The sequence below is a fragment of the Dyella sp. PARNA 12/25 genome (assembly GCF_055702865.1).
In genome coordinates this window covers 195,892-216,383 of sequence record NZ_JBVQCI010000007.1, presented here as the reverse complement: position 1 = coordinate 216,383, position 20,492 = coordinate 195,892, and the positions used below count along the sequence as shown (strand labels likewise).

16 protein-coding genes and 1 riboswitch are annotated in these 20,492 nt (G+C 63.5%); of the genes, 10 read left to right on the top strand and 6 right to left on the bottom strand.

Annotated features, from left to right (window positions below):
* The first annotated feature begins 204 nt into the window (after positions 1 to 204).
* Together AC0GUR_RS14955 and AC0GUR_RS14950 are read left to right on the top strand one after the other, a co-directional pair.
* Entirely contained in the window at positions 205 to 1,692 is a 1,488-nt protein-coding gene (locus AC0GUR_RS14955) for a leucyl aminopeptidase (RefSeq protein ID WP_472878289.1), read from the top strand.
* Between the two features lie 177 nt (positions 1,693 to 1,869).
* Positions 1,870 to 2,292, top strand: a complete 423-nt coding sequence (locus AC0GUR_RS14950; protein ID WP_472878315.1) for a DNA polymerase III subunit chi — start codon at positions 1,870 to 1,872, stop codon at positions 2,290 to 2,292.
* Between the two features lie 291 nt (positions 2,293 to 2,583).
* Here the strand turns inward: AC0GUR_RS14950 and AC0GUR_RS14945 are convergent, their stop codons facing one another.
* Positions 2,584 to 6,141 carry a hybrid sensor histidine kinase/response regulator gene (locus tag AC0GUR_RS14945; RefSeq protein WP_472878288.1) on the bottom strand — a complete coding sequence of 1,186 codons (3,558 nt, stop codon included), beginning with the start codon at positions 6,139 to 6,141 and terminating at the stop codon, positions 2,584 to 2,586.
* A 184-nt stretch (positions 6,142 to 6,325) separates the two neighbouring features.
* Between AC0GUR_RS14945 and AC0GUR_RS14940 the strand changes: the two genes are divergently transcribed.
* Genes AC0GUR_RS14940 through AC0GUR_RS14930 form a run of 3 tightly spaced genes read left to right on the top strand, consistent with a single transcriptional unit; the run spans position 6,326 to position 8,078 of the window.
* Positions 6,326 to 6,940, top strand: a complete 615-nt coding sequence (locus AC0GUR_RS14940) for a YceI family protein (protein WP_472878287.1) — start codon at positions 6,326 to 6,328, stop codon at positions 6,938 to 6,940.
* A 2-nt stretch (positions 6,941 to 6,942) separates the two neighbouring features.
* On the top strand, positions 6,943 to 7,521 hold the full coding sequence (locus AC0GUR_RS14935) for a cytochrome b (RefSeq protein ID WP_472878286.1): 579 nt from the start codon (positions 6,943 to 6,945) through the stop codon (positions 7,519 to 7,521).
* Entirely contained in the window at positions 7,521 to 8,078 is a 558-nt protein-coding gene (locus AC0GUR_RS14930) for a YceI family protein (RefSeq protein ID WP_472878285.1), read from the top strand. Before AC0GUR_RS14935 ends, AC0GUR_RS14930 begins: the two co-directional genes overlap by 1 nt.
* Before the next feature lie 98 nt (positions 8,079 to 8,176).
* On the opposite strand, the gene AC0GUR_RS14925 is transcribed toward AC0GUR_RS14930, so the two are convergent.
* On the bottom strand, positions 8,177 to 8,416 hold the full coding sequence (locus AC0GUR_RS14925) for a glutaredoxin family protein (RefSeq protein ID WP_472878284.1): 240 nt from the start codon (positions 8,414 to 8,416) through the stop codon (positions 8,177 to 8,179).
* 243 nt (positions 8,417 to 8,659) lie between these two features.
* On the opposite strand from AC0GUR_RS14925, the gene AC0GUR_RS14920 reads away from it, so the two are divergent.
* The 3 genes from AC0GUR_RS14920 (at position 8,660) to AC0GUR_RS14910 (ending at position 14,504) form a co-directional block, all read left to right on the top strand.
* Positions 8,660 to 10,834 carry a TonB-dependent siderophore receptor gene (locus tag AC0GUR_RS14920; protein ID WP_472878283.1) on the top strand — a complete coding sequence of 725 codons (2,175 nt, stop codon included), beginning with the start codon at positions 8,660 to 8,662 and terminating at the stop codon, positions 10,832 to 10,834.
* A 264-nt stretch (positions 10,835 to 11,098) separates the two neighbouring features.
* The gene (locus tag AC0GUR_RS14915) at positions 11,099 to 12,481 is read left to right on the top strand and encodes an L-serine ammonia-lyase (RefSeq protein ID WP_472878282.1); all 1,383 of its coding nucleotides are present in this window, start codon (positions 11,099 to 11,101) and stop codon (positions 12,479 to 12,481) included.
* 415 nt (positions 12,482 to 12,896) lie between these two features.
* The gene (locus tag AC0GUR_RS14910; RefSeq protein ID WP_472878281.1) at positions 12,897 to 14,504 is read left to right on the top strand and encodes an APC family permease; all 1,608 of its coding nucleotides are present in this window, start codon (positions 12,897 to 12,899) and stop codon (positions 14,502 to 14,504) included.
* A gap of 162 nt (positions 14,505 to 14,666) precedes the next feature.
* Here the strand turns inward: AC0GUR_RS14910 and AC0GUR_RS14905 are convergent, their stop codons facing one another.
* From AC0GUR_RS14905 to metX, 3 genes are read right to left on the bottom strand one after another with little or no spacing between them, the layout of a single operon-like run.
* Positions 14,667 to 15,752 carry a homoserine dehydrogenase family protein gene (locus AC0GUR_RS14905; RefSeq protein WP_472878280.1) on the bottom strand — a complete coding sequence of 362 codons (1,086 nt, stop codon included), beginning with the start codon at positions 15,750 to 15,752 and terminating at the stop codon, positions 14,667 to 14,669.
* Positions 15,749 to 16,939 carry a cystathionine gamma-synthase gene (gene metB, locus AC0GUR_RS14900; RefSeq protein ID WP_472878279.1) on the bottom strand — a complete coding sequence of 397 codons (1,191 nt, stop codon included), beginning with the start codon at positions 16,937 to 16,939 and terminating at the stop codon, positions 15,749 to 15,751. Before metB ends, AC0GUR_RS14905 begins: the two co-directional genes overlap by 4 nt.
* Before the next feature lie 49 nt (positions 16,940 to 16,988).
* Positions 16,989 to 18,017, bottom strand: coding sequence for a homoserine O-succinyltransferase MetX (gene metX / locus AC0GUR_RS14895; protein ID WP_472878278.1), 1,029 nt, complete (start codon positions 18,015 to 18,017; stop codon positions 16,989 to 16,991).
* A gap of 84 nt (positions 18,018 to 18,101) precedes the next feature.
* Positions 18,102 to 18,218: riboswitch (SAM riboswitch) on the bottom strand.
* 182 nt (positions 18,219 to 18,400) lie between these two features.
* Here metX and AC0GUR_RS14890 point away from each other — a divergent pair.
* Positions 18,401 to 19,138 (top strand): 2OG-Fe dioxygenase family protein, encoded by a 738-nt coding sequence (locus AC0GUR_RS14890; protein ID WP_472878277.1) that lies wholly within the window; start codon positions 18,401 to 18,403, stop codon positions 19,136 to 19,138.
* A 3-nt stretch (positions 19,139 to 19,141) separates the two neighbouring features.
* On the opposite strand, the gene AC0GUR_RS14885 is transcribed toward AC0GUR_RS14890, so the two are convergent.
* Entirely contained in the window at positions 19,142 to 19,933 is a 792-nt protein-coding gene (locus AC0GUR_RS14885; RefSeq protein WP_472878276.1) for a hypothetical protein, read from the bottom strand.
* Positions 19,934 to 20,125: 192 nt separating this feature from the next.
* Here AC0GUR_RS14885 and AC0GUR_RS14880 point away from each other — a divergent pair, with 192 nt between their 5' ends.
* Entirely contained in the window at positions 20,126 to 20,482 is a 357-nt protein-coding gene (locus AC0GUR_RS14880) for a DUF1304 domain-containing protein (protein ID WP_472878275.1), read from the top strand.
* The last annotated feature ends 10 nt before the right edge of the window (positions 20,483 to 20,492 follow it).

Sequence of the window (20,492 nt, the reverse complement as noted above, 5' to 3'; positions counted from 1 at the left end):
CTCAGAACCGGTCCTCACGCTCGCAGAAGCCCACCACGCCGGGGAGCGTGCGGGATGAGAAACAACGGTGAAGTGTAACCCGGTTCTTGGGGACAGGTTCTCGACATGCGATAAGATGAAGGGCTTGGCGCCGCCCTTTGAGGGTCGGCAAACCCCAAGTCTAGCCTGTCCGGGCCATTCCGGACCTTTCCGCAGGACATCTTCATGACTCTCCAGTTCAGCCTCGGCTCCTCCGCTCCCGAAACCGTCGAAACCGCTTGCGTGGTGGTCGGCGTCTATGAGAACGGTGTGCTCACCAGCGCCGCCGCCCGCATTGATACCGCCGCGCACGGCGCCATCAAGCGCCAGGTGGAGAGCGGGGACATCAACGGCAAGGCCGGCACCACGGCTGTGCTGTACGCGCCCGAGGGCGTCGCCGCCAAGCGTGTGCTGGTGGTGGGACTGGGAACGCAGAAGTCGTTCGATGGTGCACGCTTCCAGAAGGTGAATATCGAAGCGGCGCGTGCCCTGGGTCGCCTGCCGATCGACAGCGCCGTGTCTTACCTCGCCGAGGTGGATGTGCCGGGTCACGACGCCGCATGGCGCGTGCGCACGGCGGTGCTCGCCGCTGACTTTGCTGCCTATCGCTACACCGCCACCTTCAAGCCGCGCGAAAAGTCCGCGCAGCCGGAGCTGGGCGCCGTGACCTTTGCCGCTGGCGATGACGCCAAGGCAGGTCTGCAGCAGGCCGTGGCCATCGCCGAAGGCGTGCGCTTTGCGCGCGAACTGGCCAACCTGCCGCCGAACATCTGCAACCCCGCCTACATCGCGAGCCAGGCCGAGCAGTTCGCCGCGCAGAACGACAAGGTGAGCTGCAGCGTGCTCGATCATGAAAAGATGGGCGAGCTCGGTTTCGGCTCACTGCTGGCCGTGGGTCGCGGCTCGACCAACAAGCCCAAGCTGGTGATCCTCGAGTACAAGGGTGGCGTGGAAGGCGACAAGCCTTACGCCTTCGTCGGCAAGGGCATCACCTTCGACACCGGCGGCATCAGCCTCAAGCCCGGTCCGGGCATGGAAGAGATGAAGTTCGACATGGGCGGCGCCGCCGGCGTGCTCGGCAGCTTTGTGGCCGCCGTGAAGCTGGGGGTGCCGGTGAACCTGGTGTGCGTGGTGCCGGCGGTCGAGAACATGCCCGATGGCGACAGCTACCGCCCCAGTGACGTGCTGACCAGCCTGTCGGGCCTGACCATCGAGGTGCTCAACACCGACGCGGAAGGTCGCCTGATCCTGTGCGATGCGCTCACCTACACCGCCAAGACGTTCGAGCCGAAGGTGCTGATCGACGCCGCCACGCTGACTGGCGCCTGCGTGATCGCGCTGGGCAAACACGCCAGCGGCCTGATGAGCAAGCACGACGATCTGGCCGCCGAGCTGATCGCTGCCGGTGAAAACACGCTGGATCGCGCGTGGCGCCTGCCGCTGTGGGACGACTACCAGGTGCAGCTGGAGTCCGGCTTTGCCGACATTGCCAACATCGGCGGCAAGAATGCCGGCGCCATCACTGCGGGCTGCTTCCTGTCGCGCTTCACCGATGGCCAGCGCTGGGCGCACCTGGATATCGCCGGCACCGCGTGGGACGAAGGCCGCAAGGGCCTGGCCACCGGCCGACCGGTGTCGCTGCTGGTGCAGTGGCTGATCGATCGCGCCGCGTAATTTCTCTCTGCCGTCATTCCGGCGCAGGCCGGAATCCAGCAGCGACATGAATCGGTTGTCGCGAGCGTTTTCACATCAGTACGCTCGGCCGCAACAACCAAACTGTATCGCCACTGGATTCCGGCCCTTGCCCCCTTTTCGGGGTACGCCGGAATGACGAACAAAAAGGGCCTCACCATGCCTCGCGCCGACTTCTATCTGATCGACAAGCCGCGCTTTCGCGAGCAGCCATTGCTGCTGGTGTGCGAACTCGCCAAGCGCGCGTTTGCCGCGCAGCAGCCCACGCTGGTCCTCGCGCGCGACTTCGCACAGGCCGAAGCCATCGACGAGCTGCTGTGGGAGTTCGATCCCGACGGCTTCATCTCGCACCAGCTCGCCGGCGACGACGATGACCAGTTCACCGCCGTGCTGATCGCACCACCCGGCATCGATACACCGGAACGACCGATGCTGATCAATTTGCGCGAAGACTGCGCAGAAGGCCGCTACGATCGCGTGCTGGAAGTGGTCGCTGCTGATCCTGCCGAACGTGACGGCTCACGTACTCGCTGGACCGAGTACAAGCGTCGCGGGTTCGAGGTGAACAAGTTCGATATGTGACCCTGTCTCTCCCTCTTGTGGGAGCGCACCCTGTGCGCGACTGCAACGACCGGAAGAGAGGATCAGGTAACGACCGTCGCGCACAGGGTGCGCTCCCACCATGGGCGACACGCTGGCCGTCCAGAGATTCCTGTAGCACTGCCATCGGCTCGTTGATCGCATCCTCGCTTGTATGTAACAACGCGCACAGTTTCACGTTGCCGCCCACCTCTGTAGGAGCGCACTCGTGCGCGACTGCGGCCTCTCACGTCGCGGCGAATCTATGGGTGACGGTCGCGCACAAGTGCGCTCCTACAGTGCTGCTCCATCGGCGGTTGTGGCGAGCTGCTCATTGATCGCATCCAGCAACTGCTCACCCGTGAGCGGCTTGCGCAGGAAGCCATCCATACCCGCCTCTCGCGCGCGGGTTTCCTCATCGCCACCCGAGCGTGCCGTGATCGCCACGATCGGCACGCGATGGCCAGCCTCCTCGCGCTGACGAACCAAACGAGCGATCTGAAATCCATCGATACCCGGCAGATCAAGATCGAGCAAAATCATGTCGCATGGCGCCTGCGCGAGTTCGGCCAGCGCGGCGAGGCCGTTGCCCACGTAGCGCACCTGATGCCCTGCCCGTTCGAGCAGGCCGCGAATCACCGCCGCCACAATGGCGTCGTCTTCCACCAACAACACTTGCAGCGTCGCCTGCGTCGCGCCTTCGGTTCGTGCGGTCACGACGGCGGCAGGCTCGTGTGCCACCGGCAAGGGCAGGCGCACATGGAAAGTGCTGCCGAACGCCACCTTGGACTCCAGCTCGATGCTGCCACCCATCATCGCCACCAACTCACGGCATATCGCCAGACCCAGGCCGCTGCCCGCACGCCGCTGCGGACCCGTTACCTGCTCAAAGCGCTGGAACAAGCGCGCCTGACTCGCTTCTGGGATGCCCGGCCCGGTGTCGATGACGCTGAAGCGCAGACCATCCTCGGTGCGCCGTACGCGCAAGGTCACGCTACCGCGCTCGGTGAATTTCATGGCGTTGTTGGCCAGATTCAGCAGCACCTGCTTGATGCGCAGGGCGTCGCCCACCATGCGATGCGGCAAATCATCCGGCATGTCGAGCTCGAAGCGCAGCCCCTTAGCTCGCGCCTGACCCATCTCGAGTTGCGCCACATCGGCGATCAGCGTGCGCGGATCGAACGGTGCATTGTCCAGTTCCAGCTTGCCCGCCTCGATGCGTGCCAGATCGAGCGCATCGTTGACCAGTTTGAGCAGCATGCCACCCGAGCGCTGCATAGCCTCGGCGTAGTCGCGCTGCGTGATGCTCAACGGCGTGCTGAGCAACAGTTCCGCCATGCCCATCACGCCGGTCATCGGCGTGCGGATCTCATGGCTGAGCGTGGCGAGGAATTGGGTCTTTGCGGCACTCGCTTGCTCGGCCAGACGACTGCGCTGCTCGGCCAGTTGAATCTGGTGACGTTGCGCCAACCGACGGCGCCATGCCTGCAAGCCCAGCCATACCAGCAGAACAGCCAACAATACGTAGCCACACCACGCCCACCAGCGCGCCCACGGAGGCGCCTGTACGTGAATCTGTATCGGTTGCGCCAGCGTGGCCCAAACGCCATCAGCACCAGCGGCCATCACATCCAGCGTGTAGTTGCCGTGCGGCAATCCGGTGAAGTCGCGCTCGCCTCGGCTGCCGGTATTCACCCAGGTCGAATCCAGCCCCGTCATGCGGAAGCGGTAGCGATTGGCCGACGGATCGACATAGGAAAACACACGCGCCTCGATATTGAGGCCACTGTCCTTCCAGCCGATGAAGAGGTCGTTGGACGCTGGCACCGACAGATCTTGCACGGCGTCGTTGCGGCGCACGCTGACATGCGTGATCGCCACCGGCGGCGGCGCCGCATGCTCATCGACGCGATTGGGGTTGAAGCCCATCACGCCACCGAGCGTAGGCGCGTAGATGGTGCCGTCCTTGAGGCGACCGAAGCCGCGCATGAATTCGCCGTTGCTTAGGCCGTCCTGCAGGCCCAGTTCGCGGAACTGCTCGGTGTCGGGATCGAACCGCCACAAACCATCGCGACCGAAAGCCCACACACGGTGGTACTTGTCCACGGCGAGATCGACCACGTTGATGGATGGCCATCCATTCGCCGCCGTGATTTTGCGATCCAGCACCAAGGCATCACCGTGGCGGTGGTAATGCTCCAGACCATCCGGGCGCGCCAGCCACAGGCTGCCATCGTCGACAAAGTCGAAAGCGTCCACCGACTCGCTGCTGTCCACCCCGGCAACAGGCTCGAAAAAGCTGTTGGTACTGTCCAGCTTCAACAGACCGCCGTCGCTGGCGTACCAGAACACGCCGTCTCTCAAGGTGATCTGGCTGCCCCAGCGTGCTCGCTCCTGTGCTGGGCGAAACGGTATCGGCGTTATCGTCAGCGTTTCCTGATCGACCCGGAACATGCCTTCGCCGAAAGTGCGCGCGTACAGCTTGCCGTCGGGACCCACCTCCACTTCCAGCGGGTGCTTCATGCCGCCGGCGGTACCTGGCACTTGATCGAGCTTGCCGTTGACGTAGCGGAACAAGGTGCCCTGCACGGTGACCCATAAGCGCCCTTGCTCGTCCTCAGTCATGCCGAGCACGTCGCCACGCAGACCCGACAGGGTGTGCTCCACCTTGCCACTGGATGGCCACAGGCGATCCACGCGGCCGCCGCGCTCACCCACCCAGATCGTGCTGTTGTTGCCCCGAGCTACGGAATAAGCCACCGAATCACGCAAGCTGTTGTCGTCATCGGGGATGTGGGTGAAGCGGCTGACGTTGTTCCAGCCCGGCGCCAGATAACCCACGCCACCGTCGAACAACGCGATCCACAGACCGCCCTCGTTGTCCGGCTGAATCTTCCATACCCAAGTGCCAGGCAGATTGCCGAAGAGCACCGGCTGATTGGTCACCGGCTGCACCGGGCCACCCGGCTTCTCCTGAAGGTACAGGCCGCGCTGAGTGCCAATCCACAAACGGCCGATGCGATCGTGCACGCTGCTGAGGATGTTGGTTTCGGGAAGCTCGCCACGGCCGATCTGGCGCGCTATGTCGTCCTTCCCGACGACAAAAAGGCCGTGCGTCGAGGCGACGCGGATTTCGTCGCCATCGCCTTCGATGCGCCAGGCGTCCAGCGCCTCGCCCGGCGTAGCGGACTTGATGGGGTGAAACTCGCCCGCCTCGTCACGCCGGAAAATACCGTTATCGCTGCCGACCCATAGCTGCCCGCGCGCATCCACATACAACGAACCGACCGTACCCAGGGTTTCCGGCGCATTGCCGGTGACCAGCATGTGGTCGAAGCCACGGCCATCCAGGCGCAGTCGATCCAGGCCCATGGCCGTGCCCACCCAGATCGTGCCGTCCTCGGTGTGCGCGATGGACCAGGCCTTGTCACTGGCGAGGCTCGCCGGGTCGTTGGCGTCATGACCCCAGTGGAGGAAGGTGCCGGCGCGATCGTCGTAACGGTTGAGCCCGGCCTCCAGGCCAGCTGCCCACAAACGCCCGCCCCGATCGAACATCAAGGCGGAAATACCGTTGTTGTGAAGTGACTGTGGGTCGCCGACCACATGGCGGAACACCTTGAAGCCCATGCCGTCATAGCGGGCGATGCCGCTTTTGGTGCCAAACCACATGGCCCCGTCCGGGGCCTGCACCACCGTGTACACGCTACTGCTGGGCAACCCTTCGGCCGTGCCATAACGCCGAAACTGAGGCGTGGGCAGCGCCATGCCACCCGGCTGCGCAGGTGGTGCAAAAGTCGTCGCGGGCGTCGGCAAGCCTGCGAACAGGAAGGCGCTTAGCAACAGAGACAGCATTGTTTCCCCCAGAATCGTTCGATGATGCCAGAGGCACGGCATCAGAACGAGCAAAACAAACAGACTATTTACGCTCTCCCCCCGCTTGTGCCAGCTGCGTTTTGTGAAGACAGCGTCGCGGGAAACAATGCGTTCGCCTGTGAACGGCTGGCGCCACCTGGAAGGATCGTCCAGACTCTCGTGCATGCGCCGGCTACGACTCACATGCGGTCTACTTCTCGCCCTGATGGCCGCTTGCTGGCCACTCGGCGCCGTACTGGCAGCGCCAGTCACCTACCGCTACGACACCACGCATAGCCAGATCGTCTTCAGCATCGATCACAACGGTTTTTCGCGCCCATTCGGCCGCTTGCACATCGCCCAGGGCTGGCTGCGCTTCGACCCGGACGACTGGAGTCAGTCGGCCACCGAGCTGGACATCGACCTCGCCAGCCTGGACATGGGCGATGCCGCGTGGAACGCGGCCGTGCTGAAGCCCGCCTACCTCGACGCTGATAAAGCGCACTATGCGCATTTCGTCAGCACGTCAGTTGAACGTAAGGACGACACGCACGGCGTGTTGCAAGGGAATCTCACCCTGCGCGGCGTGACACAACCGGTAACGCTGCCTTTCACCTTCAATCGCAAGGGCACCACCATCTACGGCATGCATACCATGGTGGGTTTTTCTGCTACGGCCATGCTTCAGCGGGATGATTTCGGCATCACGTCCAATGCCAACTCCATCGGGCACAGCGTCAGCCTATGGCTGGAGCTGGAGGCCATCCAGGACAACAACGCCAACACCACCAAGGATTAGCTATGAGCCTGCGCAGCAACGGCCGTCAATGGGGTTCGGTCGCCAAGTTTTTCCACTGGACCACCGCGCTGCTGATCATCGGCAACGGCATCTTTGGTCTATGCATGGATCTGGCCAGTAACCCGATGCAAAAGATCAACTGGCTGGCCCTGCACAAGTCGATTGGCCTGACCGTGCTTGCGCTGTTTCTGTTGCGTCTGCTGTGGCGCCTCAGTGATCGCCGTCCAGTTGAGGATCCCGCGCCGCGCTGGCAGCAGTTGGCCGCGCATGCGGTGCACGGTGTGCTGTATCTGCTGATCGTCGCCTTGCCGCTCAGCGGCTGGTGGTTCAATTCGGTGGCGGGCAAGCCGCTGCAGTTCTTCAAGATGTTCAACCTGCCTGCGCTGGGCGCCGCCAATCCGGATCTGCGGCACCTTTCGCACAGCATTCACGAAAACCTGTTCTGGTTCCTGGTGTTGGTACTGGTGCTGCACATTGGCGGCGCCTGGAAGCATCACCTGATCGACCGTGACAACACCTTGCTGCGCATGCTGCCGTTCCGCCGACCGCGCGATGCATCCCCCTCCCAAGGAGAACGTTGATGAAACACCTCACCCTCGTCGCCCCGCTAGTGCTTGCGCTGGCCGTGCCCGGCATCGCCAGTGCCGCCGACTACGCGGTGCAGCCCGCGGGCAGCAAGCTTGGTTTTACCGGTACGTTCCAGGGCCAATCGTTCGACGGCACTTTCAACAAGTGGACTGCTGCGATCAGCTACGACGCGGCCAAGCTGGCCACGTCGAAGTTCGATGTGGATGTGGACCCAGCCAGCGTGAAGACCGGTGACAGCGATCGCGATGGCGCTCTGCCCGGCGCGGACTTCTTCAATGTGGCGAAGTTTCCCAAGGCCCATTTCGTCACCACCGGCTTTCGCCAGAACGGCGCGCAGGTGATCGCAGATGGCAACCTGACGCTGCGTGGCGTGACCAAGCCGGTCAGCCTCAATGTGACGTTCAAGCCGCAAGGTACCGGCGCAACGCTCGATGTCAGCGGCTCGGTGAAGCGCCTCGATTTCGGCGTGGGTACCGGTGACTACGCCGACACCTCGGTGATCGGCGCCGATGTGAAGATCAACGCGCACCTGGTGCTCACCGCCAAGTAATCGCATCTCTCCTGTAGGAGCGCACTTGTGCGCGACCGCGACCGCGACCTCGCACGTCGCCGAGACCATAAAGGTTGCGGTCGCGCACAAGTGCGCTCCTACAGAGAAGCGTCCACGAACGCTCGCACAGCATTCGCATCAAACGGCCAGTCCAGCTCGCGCCCGTCCTCGTCATCCCGCAGCACGGGCACGCGCGTGCCATAGCGCACCTCCAGCGCATCGTCGTCATCGACCCATACGCTGTCGAAATCGGGTGAGCGGGCCTCGGCCATCACCGCCAGCGCCTGATCGCACAGGTGGCAGTAGTCACGCTGGTAGAGCACGTATCGCATCGACATAGGCGGCGGACGATACCCGAGCGCCCGGCATCCGGCGAGCGCCGCCGCGCCACACCTCTCGTCACAACGAACGCCCTTCCCGCCAGATCAAGGCACCGCGGCATCTCTTCTGTACTCCGGGGCTGGCAATCTCAAATGAGAATAATTATTATTTGATCACGCGGGCCGCCGCCGCTCCCGCCCTGGCCGCGCTTCGCGCAGCCGCACTCCCGAAACCAACAAAAACTATCCAAGGCCCTCCCGATGCTTTCTCGAGCCTCGCAGCTTCGGCTGCGCCATCCCCTGCCGCGCGGTATCGCCATCGCCCTGAGCCTTGCCTTCGCTCTGCCGGCCTTGCATGCCGAGGAGACACCCACAACCGCCGAAGCCACCCGCGATGTAAAGAACCTGGAGGGAGTGCAGGCCACGGCGACCGTCGCGGATGATGGCGACGCTTACACCACCCGTTCGACGGCTGGGGCGACACGCTTGCCGTTGTCGCTGCGGGAGACACCGCAGTCGGTCAGCGTGGTCACCGACCAGCAGATGAAGGACTTCAACCTCACCAACATCAACGCGGTGCTGGACACCACCACCGGTGTCAATGTGGAGCGCGTGGAAACCGATCGCACGTACTACAGCGCGCGAGGTTTCGATATCACCAACTTCCTTGTTGACGGCCTTGGCCTTCCCTTTGCCAATGGCCAGCAGGAAGGCGATGTCGATACCGCGCCGTACCAGCGCATCGAAGTGCTGCGCGGCGCCAACGGCCTGCTGTCGTTTACCGGCAACCCATCGGCCACGATCAACTTCGTGCGCAAACGTCCGACCGCGGATTATCAAGGCGATATCGGCCTGACTGTGGGTAGCTGGGACAATCGCCGCCTCGATGTCGACCTGTCCGGACCGCTCAACAACTCGCGCAGCGTGCGCGGTCGCTTCATTGCCGCCGACCAGGACACGGACAGCTATCTGGACCGCTACAACCTGCACAAGCAAGTGCTGTCAGGCATCGTGGACGCCGACCTCGGCAGTAGCACCTTGCTCACCGCAGGCGTGACTTATCAGAAGAACAAGACGCATGGCGGCATGTGGGGCGCGTTGCCGCTCTACAACACCGACGGCTCGCCCACTGATTACTCCCGCGACACCAGTACTTCCGCCGATTGGTCGCGCTGGAACGTCGCAGACACACGCGGCTTCGTCGAACTCACGCAGCAGCTGGGTGAGGAGTGGAGCCTCAAGGCCGCGCTCAACTATCGCCGCATCACTCAGGACAGCAACCTGTTCTACGTGTACGGCACGCCGAATGCGCAGACGGGACTCGGCCTGTATGCCTATCCGTCCGCGTATACCAGCAACGAAAAGCAGTACGTCGCCGATCTCTACGCGACCGGCCCTTTCCAACTTGCCGGCCGCAAGCATGAGCTGGTGCTGGGCGCGAACTGGGCAAAGGACGACGTGCACCAGTTGTCCAGCTACGGCGAAGGCATCGGCACGCCGCTGGGGCCGCTCACGGAGTGGACAGGTGACTATCCGGAACCGCCGTTCGACGCCTCGTATGGTCACGGCGACTTCCACACCACGCGCAAGACGCTATACGCCACCGCGCGCTGGAGCCTGGCCGATCCCGTTACGCTGATCACCGGCGCCAGCCTCGTCCATATTGAGCAACGCGGCGAGAACTACGGTGTGCCGAGCAACTACGACAAGACGCAGACCACGCCTTTTGTTGGTCTGGTTTACGACTTCGCGAAAAACTACTCGGCTTATGTGAGCTACTCGCAGCTGTTCAATCCGCAGACGCAGACCGATGTAAACAACAAGGTGCTCGATCCGGTCACCGGCGCCAACCTCGAAGTCGGCGTTAAAGGTGAGTGGTACGACGGCCGTCTGAATGCGACGTTCGCCTTGTTCCGCTCACGCCAGGACGGCCTGGCCGAATACGCTGGTCACAACATGGCGACCAACCAGGATTACTACCAAGGCATCAATGCCACTTCAAAAGGCTACGAGTTCGATATCGGTGGTCAGATCACTGACAACTGGCAGTTGAGCGGTGGCTATACGCAGCTGGGCATCGTCGATCCGAGTGGCCATAACGTACGTACCTATGTGCCGCGCCGCATGTTCCGCCTCGCTACCAGCTATCGCTTCGATGCTCTGCCGGGTTTCAAGGTGGGTGGCACGATGCGTTGGCAGGATCGCATCTATCGCGACCAGGGCGCGGTGGCGACCAACGGCAGCGAGATCTTCACCACGCAGGGCGCGTACGCGGTACTTGGCCTGATGGCCGGTTATGACTTCGGCCAGCACTGGGGCACCACGCTCAACATCGACAACGTGACCAATCGCAAGTACATCACCAGCTTGTATTGGGCGCAGGGTTTTTACTCGGCGCCGCGTAGCGTCATGTTGAACGTGCGTTACACGTTCTAAACAGCCCTTCCTACTCGTCATTCCCGCGAAGGCGGGAGGTGCTTCACAACAGCGAAGCTGGTCATCCAGTGCCTTTATCGCGACGCGGCCGAAGACGCTGGATTCCCGCCTTCGCGGGAATGACGAGTAGGTTTGCTTGAGGGTAAAAAGGGCCCTACCGAAGTCCATACGCCCGCGCACCGAAACCATCGCTGCGCCGCGACAACGAAGTCTCGCCAGCCCGCGTAGAATAGACGGCTCTCCCCGCCCACTCTGCGTGTTTCCATGGCTGTCAGCGTATTCGACCTGTTCAAGATCGGCATTGGTCCGTCCTCCTCGCATACCGTCGGCCCCATGCGCGCCGCGGCCCGTTTTGCCGAGCGCTGGCTGGAAGAGAAAGGCGTGCTGGACCGTGTCGTGCGCGTGCGCGCCGAGCTGTACGGCTCGCTGGCCATGACCGGCCGCGGCCACGGCACCGACAAAGCGGTGCTGCTTGGCTTTGAAGGGGCACACCCGGATACGGTCGACCCCGACCAGATTCCCGAAACGCTGGAGCGTATCCGCACCACGCAGCGCCTGCGCGTGCTCGGCAAGCATGAGATCGAGTTCGAGGAGAAGCGCGACCTGGTGTTCAACAAGCGCCAGAAGCTGCCGTTCCACACCAACGGCATGCGCTTCTCCGCTTATGACGCCGAAGGCCACGAGTTGGCCACGCGCGACTACTACTCCGTGGGCGGCGGCTTCGTGGTGAACCACGACGAGGCGGCAGAAGACCGCATCGTGGCCGATACCACCGAGCAGCCCTACCCGTTCTCCACCGGCGATCAGATGCTGGAGCTGTGCCACAAGCACAACCTCACCATTGCGCAGTTGATGATGGAGAACGAAAAGGTCTGGCGCAGCGAGCAGGAAACACGCGCCGGCCTGCTGACCATCTGGAAGGCCATGCAGGATTGCGTGAATCGCGGCCTGCGCTCGCCAGGCGTGCTGCCGGGTGGCCTCAAGGTCACGCGCCGCGCGCCGGCGATGGCCGCCGACCTGCGTGACCAGCCGGAAGCTTCGCTGAAGGATCCGCTCACCATTCTCGACTGGGTAAACCTCTACGCCCTCGCCGTGAATGAGGAGAACGCCGCGGGCGGTCGCGTGGTGACGGCACCGACCAACGGCGCCGCCGGCATCGTGCCCGCCGTGCTGCACTACTACCACCGCTTCTGCCCGAAGTCAGACGAAAACGGCATCGTCGATTTTCTGCTCACCGCCGCCGCTATCGGCATTCTCTACAAGGAGAACGCCTCAATCTCCGGCGCTGAAGTGGGCTGCCAGGGTGAAGTGGGCGTGGCGTGCTCAATGGCCGCGGGCGGCCTCACCGCTGCACTCGGCGGTAACGTGCTGCAGGTGGAAAACGCCGCCGAAATTGGCATGGAGCACAACCTCGGCCTGACCTGCGACCCCATCGGTGGCCTGGTGCAGATTCCCTGCATCGAGCGCAACGCGATGGGTTCGGTGAAGGCCATCAACGCCAGCCGCATGGCACTCAAGAGCGACGGCAAGCACCGCGTGTCGCTGGACAAAGTGATCGCCACCATGCGCGACACCGGTCGCGACATGAAGGATAAGTACAAGGAAACGTCGCGTGGCGGTCTGGCGGTCAACGTGATCGAGTGCTGACGCTTCGTGCGCCCTATCCCCTTCGGGGACAGGGCTGGGCTGTGGGGGGGGACTCGCAACAGACCACCTATCCCCTCACCGTCATTCCGGCGAGGCGCTTTTCAACAGCCGAAGGCTGGTCAAGCCGGAATCCAGTGCCTTTAGTTGGAGTCGGCGAGAAAGTCGCTGGATTCCAGCTTTCGCTGGAATGACGCGCAAGAGGGGATATCTCAAGCCCCCTCACCCAGTCCGCTCTCAAAGTGCACAGTGAGCCCATGCACCGCACTTTCCGCAATCCATTCAACCACCTACCCGCTGCACAGCTCCCCGGACCATGACTCCCGGTGGGCTGACAGCACCATGAACGGTCTGTCATGATCCGGACCTTATGTCGCCCGGGTGGCGGCTCGTCGATCTACTGACCCTGGGGACCTGCATGTCTCAATCTCCCATCCGCCGCGATGTCGGCCCATTTGCGCTCATGCTTACCGGCCTGGGCTCGATCATCGGCTCCGGCTGGCTGTTTGGCGCGTGGAAAGCGGCAGGACTGGCTGGCCCCGGCGCCATCTGGGCCTGGGTGCTGGGCGCGGCCATCATCATGACCATTGCCCTGACCTACGCAGAGCTGGGCGCGATGTTCCCCGAGTCGGGCGGCATGGTGCGCTACAGCCATTACTCGCATGGTTCGCTGGTGGGCTTCATCGGCGCGTGGGCCAACTGGATCGCCATCGTCTCGGTGATTCCGGTGGAGGCGGAAGCGTCGGTCCAGTACATGGCCTCGTGGCCGTGGAAGTGGGCGCAAGACCTGTACATGCACATGCCCGACGGCCATGGTGAGCTCTCGATGACCGGCCTGGGCATCGCAGCGGTGCTTGTCATCATCTACTTCCTGCTCAACTTCTGGAGCGTGAAGCTGTTTGCGCGTTCCAACACGCTGATCACCACCTTCAAGCTGATCGTGCCGGCCGCTACCGGCCTGGCGCTGATTGCCAGCGGCTTCCACAGCGAGAACCTCTCGGTGGGCGTACACGGCGATGCGCATGCCATTGACCTTGCCGCTGTGCTCACTGCAGTCGCTACCGCCGGCATCGTGTTCTCGTTCAACGGCTTCCAGAGCCCGGTGAACCTAGCGGGCGAAGCGCGCAACCCGGGCAAGAGCATTCCCTTTGCGGTGATTGGCTCCATCCTGCTGGCCACCGTGGTCTACGTGATCCTGCAGGTGGCCTACCTCGGCTCGGTGCCGCCTGACATGCTGGCCAAGGCCGGCTGGCACGGTATCGATTTCCGTTCGCCGTTTGCCGAGCTGGCCATCATCGTCAACCTGCACTGGCTGGCCATGCTGCTGTACGTCGATGCCTTCATCAGCCCCAGCGGCACCGGCATGACCTACACCGCCACCACCGCCCGCATGATCTACGGCATGGAGCGCAACGGCACCCTGCCGAAGATCCTCGGCCGCATCCACCCGAAGTGGGGCGTGCCGCGTCCGGCGATGTGGTTCAACTTGCTGGTGTCGTACATCTTCCTGTTTAAGTTTCGCGGCTGGGGCACGCTGGCGGCGGTGATCTCAGTGGCGACGATCATTTCGTACCTCACCGGACCGGTGAGCGCGATGACGCTGCGCCGCACCGCTCCGAGCATGCATCGCCCACTGCGAATTCCCGGACTGCCGATCCTGGCGGGCGTGGCCTTCATCATGGCCACCGAGCTGTTGTATTGGGCGCGCTGGCCGCTGACCGGCGAAATCATTCTGCTGATGGTGGTGGCCCTGCCGGTGTACCTGTACTACCAGTTCAAGGCCAACTGGGAGGACTTCGGTCGTCAGATGAAGGGCGCGTGGTGGTTGATCTTCTACCTGCCGACGCTGGCGCTGGTGTCGTGGCTGGGCAGTACCGATTTCGGTGGAAACGGCTACCTCACCTACGGTACCGACCTCGTGGTGGTCGCGGTGATTGGTCTGGTGTTCTACGTGTGGGGCGTGAAGTCCGGCTGGCGCACGCCGTCGGTGGAAGAGGCAGAAGCCAACCCGCACGTGCACGACTGACCGTTGCCAGATCGATGGAAATGAAAAACGCGCGGTGATGAGCCGCGCGTTTTCTTTTTTGGGCACGAATCACGTTGAAGGTTGGTCGCGCACAAGTGCGCTCCTACAACGCGTATCGAATCTGTAGGAGCGCACTTGTGCGCGACCGTCGCCTCGCTAGCGCTACGCCAACGCCAGCACGTCCCCCAGCAATGCCTGCGCCGTCACCTCCGGTCCTGCACCTGGCCCTTGGATCACCAACGGCTGCGTGTTGTAGCGCGTAGTGCTCAGCGCAAACTGGTTGTCGGTACCGTACAGACGCGTGGCCGGATGATTGGCTGGCACTTCCATCAGCCCCACGCGTGCGCGGCCGCGCTGATTGAGGCGCGCAAGAAAACGCAACGCACCGCCGCGTGCTTTCGCTTCCGCATGACGCGCCGCCAGCGGCTCGTCGAGTTCGTCCAAACGCGCCAGGAAGGTTTCCACATCCACACCACGCAGACTTTCCGGCACCAGACTTTCCACTTCCACTTCGTCCGGGCGCAGCGCGAAGCCAGCACAGCGCGCCAGAATCAGCAGCTTGCGCGCCACGTCTTCACCGGAAAGATCGCTGCGAGGATCGGGTTCGGTGTACCCCAGTTCGCGTGCGCGACGCAGCAATGCGGAGAACGGCTGGCTGCCGTCGTACTGGTTGAACAGGTACGACAGTGAACCCGAGAACACACCTTCCAGTGTCAGCAGCGCGTCGCCGCAATGACGCAGGCGGCGCAGCGTGGAGATGACGGGCAAGCCCGCGCCCACAGTCGCCGAATCACCATAGCGTCCGCCCTGCGCGAGCGCCGCCTGCAGCGAGCGCCAACCGGGCAGGTCACCACCGGCTAGTGATTTGTTGGCGGTGACGACGTGATAGCCACGCGCCAGCCACTCCGCATGCCGTGATGCGAGCGCGCCGCTCGCGGTGGCATCGATAATGACCTTCACCGACGCATCGCTTTCATCGAGCGCCGCCAGCAGGGTGGCGTCGTTGCGCGGATCGCCGTGACTCTTCAGCTTTTCGCGCAGCGTGCGGTCGGCCAGTTGTTCGGTGTGCGTCTGCTGGCGACGCGAATTGGCCGCGCCCACCAGCTTGATCGATGCAGCGGCCGGCGTGTTGAGCAGCTTGAGAAAAGCACCGCCCACCACACCGGTGCCCAGCAGCACAGCGGCAATACCCGCGGACGTCTGCGGTTTCGACGTGGTCGCGGCATCCTCCACCAACACGGCGCTCATGCGCTCACCCGGCGTTTGCCTTCACCCACTGCCTCGGCACGCTGCAGCGCTGCCTTCAAATCGTGCAGCAGGTCGTCGCCATCCTCGATACCCACGGACAGGCGCAACAGGCTATCCGCAATACCAGCCGCGCGGCGCGCGTCGGGAGCCATCGACGCATGCGTCATCGACGCGGGATGTGCAATCAGGCTTTCGACGCCGCCGAGCGACTCGGCCAGCGAGAAGTAGCGCAAACCATCGACGAAGGCCTCGATATGCGAGACATCACCTTCCAGCTCAAAACTCAGCATCGCGCCGAAGCCCAGCTGCTGACGGGCGGCCAACGCGTGACCCGTGTGGCTCTCAAGACCTGGGTAATAAACCTTGCGCACGGCAGCGTGGCCGTCCAGCAGCTCGGCAATGCGAGCTGCGCTTTCCTGATGCTGGCGCAGACGCACGCTAAGCGTGCGAAGACCACGCAGGGTGAGGAAGCTGTCGAACGGCGCGCCGGTAAGACCGTTGCAATTGCCCCACCACTTGAGCTGTTCGGCCACCGCAGGATCGCGCGCCACCACGGCACCACCCACCACGTCACTGTGGCCATTGATGTACTTGGTGGTGGAATGCACCACCACGTCAGCACCCAGCGTCAAAGGCTGCTGCAATGCCGGCGAGAGGAAAGTGTTATCCACCACCACCAACGCACCCACCGCGTGCGCAGCCTGGGTGATGTGGCGAATATCGGTAATGCGCAGCAGCGGATTGGAGGGCGTTTCCACCCATACCAGCGAAGGCTTCTCCGCCAGGCCATCCGCAAGCACATGACTGTTGGTGAGGTCGGCGAACTTCACCCGGAACCGCCCCTTCTTCGCCCACGCATCCAGCAGGCGCCAGGTACCGCCGTAGCAATCGTGCGCCGCGAGCACGAGTGAGCCCGCCGGCACCAACTCCAGTGCCAGTGCTACCGCCGCCATGCCGCTGGCAGTGACCACGGCGCCAGCGCCCTGCTCCAGCTCGGCGAGCGCTTCGCCCAACAGATCGCGCGTGGGGTTGCCACTGCGCGAGTAGTCATACGCGCGCTTGCCACCTAGGCCATTGAACGCGTAGTTGGTTGACAGATGCAGCGGTGGCACCACGGCACCATGCTGGGTGTCCGATTCGATGCCGGCGCGCACGGCGCGGGTACAGGGGGCGGGGGTGTCGCTCATGGTGATTCTCCGTGCATCTAGCTTTGTGGCGTTCTTGTTGGAGTCGGGGTCAACAGCCGGCCAGCGCTTCGCGCAGCAGCGGCGCGATGCGGTCGGTTTCCTTGAGAAATGCGTCATGTCCGTAGGGCGACTCCACCACTTCCAGCGTGGCGGCCCCATGCAGGCGGCGCTGCAGTTCGCACAGGTCGGCGAGCGGCACCAGGCGATCCGACGGGAAGCCGATCAGCGTGGCGGGAGCGGCGATTTGTTCGGGCGTGACATCGTGCAGGTCGATCGACTCGGACAGCGCGAGAAAGCGCTCCACGTCGAAGCGTTCGACGAAGCGCCGGCCGGCGTGCTCGAGATAGTCCTCCACTGGAAAGTGGAAACGACCCTCGCGAAACTCGGGTGCGGCATTGAAGCGACGCGCGAACTCTTCGCTGCCGCGGTAGGTGGTCATGGCCAACTGACGAGCCAGCGCCAGCGCCTGCCCGGGCTGACCGCAATCAAGACCGAGACGTACGATGCCGCGCTGCACCGAACGCTGCGCGGTAGCGAGGGGATGCGGACGATGCGCGCCGCACAACAGCACCAATCGGCCCAGCGCATAGGGATGGCGCGCAGCGAATGCCAGCGCGGCCATGGCGCCATAGGACGAGCCGATGAAAGCGTGTACGCGACCGATGCCCAGCGCCTCTACCAGCGCCGCCAGTGCGTCAGCCTGATCCTCGCTCGAGATGGCATGTACGCCACCAAGGTCGGCGGGCGTGAGCCAGTCAATGCAAAGCACGCGATAGCGATCGAGATCCAGCGGCAGGCCAGTGCCTACCTGGTCCTGCCACCAGCCGGGTGCCGCTTCACCATCCAGCGTCACCACGTCGCGATTGGCAGAGATACCGCCCTGCACGATCACCGTGGGCGCATCCGGCGCGCCACACCAGAGGTAACGCACATCCACCTCGCACGGCGCGCTGCCGTACTTGGGCGTCAGGGTGAGGCGGCGAGTGCAGCGCTGGGTGGTGAGGTCCGACCGCATGGCACCGGTGGCCGCGATAGGGGCGGTCACAGCGGGAGGAACAGGTTGCGGCTGGCTGGACATGGGTCTCTTCTCCGGTCGGCATCGAACTGCGGACCGGAGAGGAGAGCAACGCACAGCCTGCGATGACGCAGCGGTGCGGATTTGCCCCCATCTCGCGGCTTGCGCCCGACGCGCTGCCGCAGGAATTGGCACCGTCGCGGAACTGTTCCGCAGGTTGCCCCGGCTTCAAAGGGCCTGTCCCTCCGCCGGTCTCGATGAGTGGAGGGGACTTTATCGACGCATTGGCACTCGTGTCAATAGACGTCTAAACGTCTACACATCCAATTGACAGAGACAGGTCACCCGCAGGGCCAGTACATGCGCCCCGAAGCCGCATGGCTGCGCCATTTCTCAGGGTTTCGAAGGGCGCTATGCTTATGTCCTCCACCCCACCCCATTGCGACATGACCAACCACCAAGCCTCCGGCCTGCAGAACCTGCAGACCCTTATCCACCAGGACGGATTTGCCTTTGTCACCAGCGACGTGATGCGCCAGCTGCTGGGCCCGGACGCCGGCCTGGCGGAATGGGCCGCCTTTGTCGCCAGCTGGGACGAGCTCGGTCCGGACAGCTACTTGGCCGCCAAGGGGCGCCACCGGCGGAGGCGCCACGCGGTGTTCACGGCCAGCGCCCACGGTGACATCCAGCGCAAACCCCATCAGCCGCATTACCAGAGCCTGGACTACAACAGCCTGCAGGGCGGCATCGAGCGCTGGTTCGAGCCCGTGCTGCCCGCCATCGCTGATGGCCCAAGCCTGCAGTGCATCCTTGGTTTCAGTCGTGACTTTTTCAGCAGCCTCGCACCCGCCGTACAGCGCTGGCAGGTGGAAGTGCACCAGTTTCGCATCGAGGCGCGCCCCGGCGCCGCTGGCGAGCCCACGCCCGAGGGCGTCCATCGCGACGGCGTGGATTACGTGCTGGTGCTGCTGATCGACCGCGTGAATATCGAAAGCGGCACCACCAGCATCCACCAGCCGGATGGTGAGCTATTGGGCAGCTTCACCCTCACCCACTCCCTCGATGCGGCGCTGGTGGACGACACGCGCGTTTGCCATGGCGTCACCGCAGTGACACCGCACGACCCAACGCATCCCGCGCACCGCGACGTGCTGGTGGTGACGTTCCGCCATCTGGACGAGTGACCGTTACTGCTTCACCGCCACGTACAACATCGAGCGCTGCCGCAACTCGTCGTCAAAGACGACGGTCATGCTTTCGCCATCCGGGCTCAGGGTCTGCTTGATGACGTTGATCACCCTGCCATCACGCTTGTCGGTTTCCACCAGGGAATTTTTGCCGGTTCGCTTGACGGTCACGCTGGTGATGCCGGGATCGCCCTTGTAGGGCGCCTCAGTGCCATCGGTCTTCGCGCGGTATGACTGGCCGGTCGGCGTGGTCATGCTGAGCATGCCGCCTTCTTCCTTGTAGGTGAACAGCAGACCGTTATCGGAAAAATTGCCAAGGTCCGCGGTGACCCAGGAACCCGAGATTGCATGCGAACCTGCAGGGCCCTTGGCGACCAATTTCATGTCGCCACTGCCGGTGACGGGCGCAGCATTGGTATTGCTGCTGTCGCTGAATTCGAAATGCGCCGTCTTGCCATCCGCGGCGACGGTCGTGGTGGACGTGCCCACCACCTTGCCTGCCTTCTTGTCGGTTTCCTTCACAGTACGGTCATTGACCACCTGCACGACCATGGTGTCGAAATAGGGGTGGCCCTCGACCTTCTGGTCCTGTCCATCCGCCTTGACCGTAATGGGCGGCGCACAGGTCTCGCAGTGATACATGCCGTTCTGCAGCACGATCACGTCGGGCTTCTTGGGCATCTGCACCTTGCTCGTGTCGATCTTCCAGGTGCCATCGAAAGCGCTCTGGGCCATCGCGCAAACCGGGCAGAGAAGAACCAGCAGCACAGCCGTACGCAGTGACTGTTTCATGGTTGCGATTCCGTGAAAGTGGAGAGTCGCCAGGCCCATTGTCCCTGGAATCTGCCGCACCACCGCTTGGAGCCCAGCCCCGACACACTACGCCGCGCCGTCAGCGCCTGCCACCGGCCGGGCGCCCCACCCATTTGCGACACCGCAGGCAGGCTGTAACACTTCGACCTCCTCCCACTTGCAGCCCAGCCGATGTTCATCGCCGCCCAACTCGTTGTTGCCCTGGTCACCCTCCTGCACGTGTGGTTCCTGATACTGGAAATGTTCCTGTGGGACCGCCCCTCGGGCCGCCGCGCCTTTGGCCTGACCGAGGAATTCGCGAAGCAGTCGAAGGTGCTGGCCGCCAATCAGGGGCTCTACAACGGCTTTCTCGCCGCCGGCCTGTTCTGGGGCCTCTGGCAGGGCCGGGAAGGCACCCCGATCACGCTGTTTTTCCTGGGCTGCGTGTTGATTGCCGGCCTGTTCGGCGGCTTCACTGCCAGCCGTAAAGTGCTGTGGATTCAGGCACTGCCCGCGCTGATCGGCCTGACTCTGGTACTGCTGGCCTGATCTGCGCCGC